The 4,375-nt window shown below is 60.9% G+C and carries 8 protein-coding genes and 1 pseudogene; all 9 read left to right on the top strand.

Annotation, left to right across the window (positions count from 1 at the left end; genetic code table 11):
- Positions 1-461 (top strand): EF-Tu C-terminal domain-related protein (locus OZ10_RS19775; protein WP_039566757.1); only part of this gene is annotated, 461 nt, incomplete at its 5' end.
- Positions 462-921: 460 nt separating this feature from the next.
- Complete coding sequence (gene rpsJ, locus OZ10_RS19765) at positions 922-1,233, top strand: 30S ribosomal protein S10 (RefSeq protein WP_003486723.1); 312 nt, start codon at positions 922-924, stop codon at positions 1,231-1,233.
- An 11-nt stretch (positions 1,234-1,244) separates the two neighbouring features.
- Positions 1,245-1,895, top strand: a complete 651-nt coding sequence (gene rplC, locus OZ10_RS19760) for a 50S ribosomal protein L3 (protein WP_011036123.1) — start codon at positions 1,245-1,247, stop codon at positions 1,893-1,895.
- A gap of 12 nt (positions 1,896-1,907) precedes the next feature.
- Positions 1,908-2,513, top strand: a complete 606-nt coding sequence (gene rplD / locus OZ10_RS19755; protein WP_010371054.1) for a 50S ribosomal protein L4 — start codon at positions 1,908-1,910, stop codon at positions 2,511-2,513.
- Positions 2,510-2,809, top strand: coding sequence for a 50S ribosomal protein L23 (gene rplW / locus OZ10_RS19750; protein WP_002811694.1), 300 nt, complete (start codon positions 2,510-2,512; stop codon positions 2,807-2,809). The genes rplD and rplW overlap by 4 nt, the downstream gene beginning before the upstream one ends.
- 10 nt (positions 2,810-2,819) lie before the next feature.
- Positions 2,820-3,647: a 50S ribosomal protein L2 gene (gene rplB, locus OZ10_RS19745; RefSeq protein ID WP_003486715.1), complete on the top strand. Its 828-nt coding sequence runs from the start codon at positions 2,820-2,822 to the stop codon at positions 3,645-3,647.
- 6 nt (positions 3,648-3,653) lie between these two features.
- Positions 3,654-3,923, top strand: coding sequence for a 30S ribosomal protein S19 (rpsS, locus tag OZ10_RS19740; RefSeq protein WP_005993369.1), 270 nt, complete (start codon positions 3,654-3,656; stop codon positions 3,921-3,923).
- A gap of 12 nt (positions 3,924-3,935) precedes the next feature.
- Positions 3,936-4,271: a 50S ribosomal protein L22 gene (gene rplV / locus OZ10_RS19735; protein ID WP_002811686.1), complete on the top strand. Its 336-nt coding sequence runs from the start codon at positions 3,936-3,938 to the stop codon at positions 4,269-4,271.
- A 17-nt stretch (positions 4,272-4,288) separates the two neighbouring features.
- Positions 4,289-4,375: pseudogene (locus OZ10_RS22400) on the top strand (30S ribosomal protein S3); the annotation flags it as partial.

Genomic DNA, 4,375 nt, shown 5'->3' with positions numbered 1-4,375 from the left:
AAATCGAAATCGTCGGTATCCGCGACACGCAGAAGACCACGGTCACCGGCGTGGAAATGTTCCGCAAGCTGCTGGACCAGGGCCAGGCAGGCGACAACGCCGGTCTGCTGCTGCGCGGCACCAAGCGTGACGACGTGGAGCGTGGCCAGGTGCTGTGCAAGCCGGGTTCGATCAAGCCGCACACCGAGTTCGAAGCCGAAGTCTACGTGCTGTCCAAGGACGAGGGTGGCCGTCACACCCCGTTCTTCAAGGGCTACCGTCCGCAATTCTACTTCCGCACCACCGACATCACTGGCGCGTGCCAGCTGCCGGAAGGCGTGGAGATGGTGATGCCGGGCGACAACGTCAAGATGGTCGTGACCCTGATCAACCCGGTCGCGATGGACGAAGGCCTGCGCTTCGCAATCCGTGAAGGTGGCCGCACCGTCGGCGCCGGCGTGGTTGCCAAGGTCATCAAGTAAGCAGTGCCTGCAGTCGGCGGCGTTTGCCGCTGGCGTAGCACGGAAGGGTCGGCGCAAGCCGGCCCTTTTTATTGCCCCTCGGCCTAGATTGGTTTACCGACATCCTGCTGCAGGTTCTGCGCTTGCGCGCTGAAATCTACGTCGCTATAATGCGCGGCTCGGTGTCCCTGGGTAGGGCGCTGGGTTACAGCGAAAAGAACGGCAGGATGCCGCTCGTGTTCGCCAGACCGGGAAGGTCGTGTTGCATGGAGCACTCAACAACTCATACGTTGTTGACCGTGCTCTAGCTGCGCATTATACTTTTCCGTCTGGGCAGGCCGGTTTACCGGGCTGCCTCAGTTTTTGGGCGGAGGAAAGCCCTCGCCGGCAGGAAGTACGGCGATTTCACCAACGCAGGAATATCGGGGCAGGTATCCCAGAGGCCTTGCCCGTCGCTCTTTTAACGAAGGAAGCTTCCGTCATGTCGGAACAAAAGATCCGGATTCGGTTGAAGGCGTTCGATCATCGTTTGATCGACCGTTCGGCCAGCGAGATCGTCGAAACGGCCAAGCGGACCGGCGCGCAAGTGCGTGGCCCGATCCCGCTGCCGACCAAGATCGAACGTTACACCATCCTCGTATCCCCGCATGCCGACAAGGATGCGCGTGACCAATACGAAACCCGCACGCACAAGCGTGTGCTCGATATCGTCGACCCCAACGACAAGACCGTGGACGCGCTGATGAAGCTCGAACTCGCGGCTGGCGTCGACGTCCAGATCAAGCTCACCTGAGGACTACGACCATGACGAAGAAATATTCGTTGGGCTTCGTGGGCCGCAAGGCTGGTATGAGCCGCGTCTTCACTGAAGACGGCCGCTCGGTACCGGTCACGCTGATCGAAGCAACTCCGAACCGCATCGCGCAGATCAAGACCGTCGAAGTTGACGGCTACAGCGCCGTGCAGATTACCGTTGGCGCGCGTCGCGCCGCACTGGTCAACAAGCCGGCCGCCGGTCACTTCGCCAAGGCGAAGGTCGAAGCGGGTCGTGGCTTGTGGGAATTCCGCGTTGAAGATGCGCAGCTCGGCGATTTCGCCGTTGGCGGCGAAATCAAGGCGGACATCTTCGAGGTCGGCCAGAAGGTCGACGTCCAGGGCGTCACCAAGGGTAAGGGTTTCCAGGGCACCATCAAGCGCTACAACTTCCGTATGGGCGATGCAACCCACGGTAACTCGCTGTCGCATCGCGCGCCGGGTTCGCTGGGTCAGCGCCAGACCCCGGGTCGTGTTTTCCCGGGTAAGAAGATGTCGGGCCACATGGGCGCCGTGCAGCAAAGCACGCAGAACCTGGAAGTGGTCAAGGTCGACGTCGAGCGTGGTCTGATTGCTATCCGCGGCGCCGTGCCTGGCGCAGCTGGTGGCGACGTGATCGTCCGTCCGGCGAGCAAGGCATAAGGAGAGATGACGATGGAACTCGTTATCACGGGTAGCAACAACAAGGTCTCGGTCTCCGATGCCGTGTTCGGTCGCGAATTCAGCGAGGATCTGGTTCACCAGGTCGTCGTCGCTTATCGCAACGCCGGTCGCGCTGGTACCAAGGCACAGAAGACGCGTTCGGAAGTTGCGGGCACGACCAAGAAGTCGAAGAAGCAGAAGGGCGGCGGCGCGCGTCATGGCGCACTGACGGCTCCGATCTTCGTCGGCGGCGGCGTGACCTTTGCGGCCAAGCCGCGCAGCTTCGAGCAGAAGGTCAACCGCAAGATGTATCGCGCGGCCATCTGCGCGATCTTCTCCGAGTTGAACCGTCAGGGTCGTCTGATGATCGTCGACGCGTTCGACCTCGAAGCGACCAAGACCAAGGGTCTGATCGAGAAGCTGAAGGGACTGGATGTGGGCAAGCGCCCGCTGATCGTCACCGAAGAAGCCTCCGAGCACCTGTATCTGTCCGCCCGCAATCTGCCGTATGTGCAGGTGCGTGATGTGCAGGGTCTGGATCCGGTCGCGCTGGTCGGGGCCGATACGGTCGTGATCACCGCCGATGCGGTCAAGAAGGTCGAGGAGTGGCTGGCATGAGCAGCAACGAAAAAATCTTCAGCGTGCTGCGTGCTCCGCGAGTCTCCGAAAAGACCGCGCGCCTGCAGGAAATCTCCAACCAGTATGTCTTCGAAGTTTCGAACGAAGCCACCAAGGCCGATGTAAAGGCCGCGGTTGAGCAGCTGTTCGACGTCAAGGTCAAGGCAGTCAACGTGGTCAACGTCAAGGGCAAGAGCAAGTCCTTCCGTAACCGTGCTGGCAGCCGTGGCAATTGGCGCAAGGCGTACGTCCGCCTGGTTGATGGTCAGTCCATCGACGTAACGGCCAAGGCCTGAGGTCCATCCCATGCCATTGATGAAGTTCAAACCCACCTCTCCCGGCCGTCGTTCCGCCGTGCGCGTGGTTACTCCCGATCTGCACAAGGGCGCACCGCACGCGGCGCTGCTCGACTCGCAGAGCAAGTCCGGTGGTCGTAACCACCATGGCCGCATCACCGTGCGTCACGTCGGTGGTGGCCATAAGCAGCACTACCGCATCATCGACTTCAAGCGCAACAAGGAAGGCATTCCGGCGCGTGTGGAGCGGATCGAATACGATCCGAACCGTACCGCTCATATCGCCCTGCTGTGCTACGTCGATGGCGAGCGTCGCTACATCATCGCCCCGAAGGGCCTGAAGGCTGGCGACCAGGTCATTGCCGGTGCGAATGCGCCGATCAAGACCGGTAACACGCTGCCGCTGCGCAACATCCCGGTCGGTACGACGGTTCACGGTATCGAGCTGAAGCCGGGTAAGGGCGCTCAGATCGCACGTGCTGCCGGTGCAGCCGTCCAGCTGGTCGCTCGCGAAGGCATCTATGCCACGCTGCGTCTGCGCTCGGGCGAAATGCGCAAGGTGCCGGTCGAATGCCGCGCCACCATCGGTGAAGTCGGCAACGACGAGCACAACCTCGAGAAGCTGGGCAAGGCCGGCGCCAAGCGTTGGCGCGGTGTTCGCCCGACCGTTCGCGGTGCGGCCATGAACCCGGTCGATCACCCGCACGGTGGTGGTGAAGCGAAGGCTGGTCAGGGTAATCCGCATCCGGTCACCCCGTGGGGTGTTCCGACCAAGGGTTACAAGACGCGCAAGAACAAGCGCACCCAGCAGTTCATCGTCCGCGATCGTAGGGGCTAATCGACCATGGCACGTTCACTTAAGAAGGGCCCGTTCGTCGATCACCACCTTGCAAAGAAGGTGGAGTCCGCTGCGGGTAGCAAGAAGCCGATCAAGACCTGGTCGCGCCGTTCGATGATCCTGCCCGAAATGGTAGGCATCACCATCGCCGTGCATAACGGCAAGAACCACATTCCGGTGCTCGTCAACGAGAATATGGTCGGCCACAAGCTCGGCGAATTTGCCGTCACCCGGACCTTCAAGGGTCACGGTGGCGACAAGAAGTCGAGCAGGTAAGGAGAGATGACGATGGAAGCGAAAGCAATCCTGCGCACCGCGCGCATCTCCCCGCAGAAGGCCCGCCTGGTCGCTGATCAGGTGCGTGGTTTGTCCGCCGAGCGTGCGGTCAATCTGCTGAAGTTCTCGGACAAGAAGGCTGCACACCTGATCAAAAAGGTGGTGGAGTCGGCTATTGCCAATGCCGAGAACAATCAGGGCGCGGATGTCGACGAGCTGAAGGTCAAGACCATCATGGTTGATGAAGGTCCCTCCCTGAAGCGTTTCATGGCGCGGGCGAAAGGCCGCGGTACCCGCATCCTCAAGCGCACCAGTCACATCACTGTGATTGTCGGCGCCGCCAAGTAAGCGGAAAGGAAAAGACCATGGGTCATAAAGTTCATCCGACTGGAATCCGTCTTGGTATCTCCAAAGACTGGAACTCCAAGTGGTACGCAAACAAGGGCGACTTC

Origin of the sequence: Xanthomonas cannabis pv. cannabis, from assembly GCF_000802365.1 — a bacterium.
GTDB lineage: Bacteria > Pseudomonadota > Gammaproteobacteria > Xanthomonadales > Xanthomonadaceae > Xanthomonas > Xanthomonas cannabis.
The sequence above is the reverse complement of the archived record's forward strand: the minus strand, read 5'-3'. Positions and strand labels throughout refer to the sequence as shown.

Coding starts and splice junctions, on each gene's coding strand:
- rpsJ (WP_003486723.1), top strand. CDS start 922: ATGTCGGAACAAAAGATCCGGATTCGGTTGAAGGCGTTCGATCATCGT.
- rpsS (WP_005993369.1), top strand. CDS start 3,654: ATGGCACGTTCACTTAAGAAGGGCCCGTTCGTCGATCACCACCTTGCA.
- rplW (WP_002811694.1), top strand. CDS start 2,510: ATGAGCAGCAACGAAAAAATCTTCAGCGTGCTGCGTGCTCCGCGAGTC.
- rplV (WP_002811686.1), top strand. CDS start 3,936: ATGGAAGCGAAAGCAATCCTGCGCACCGCGCGCATCTCCCCGCAGAAG.
- rplB (WP_003486715.1), top strand. CDS start 2,820: ATGCCATTGATGAAGTTCAAACCCACCTCTCCCGGCCGTCGTTCCGCC.
- rplC (WP_011036123.1), top strand. CDS start 1,245: ATGACGAAGAAATATTCGTTGGGCTTCGTGGGCCGCAAGGCTGGTATG.
- rplD (WP_010371054.1), top strand. CDS start 1,908: ATGGAACTCGTTATCACGGGTAGCAACAACAAGGTCTCGGTCTCCGAT.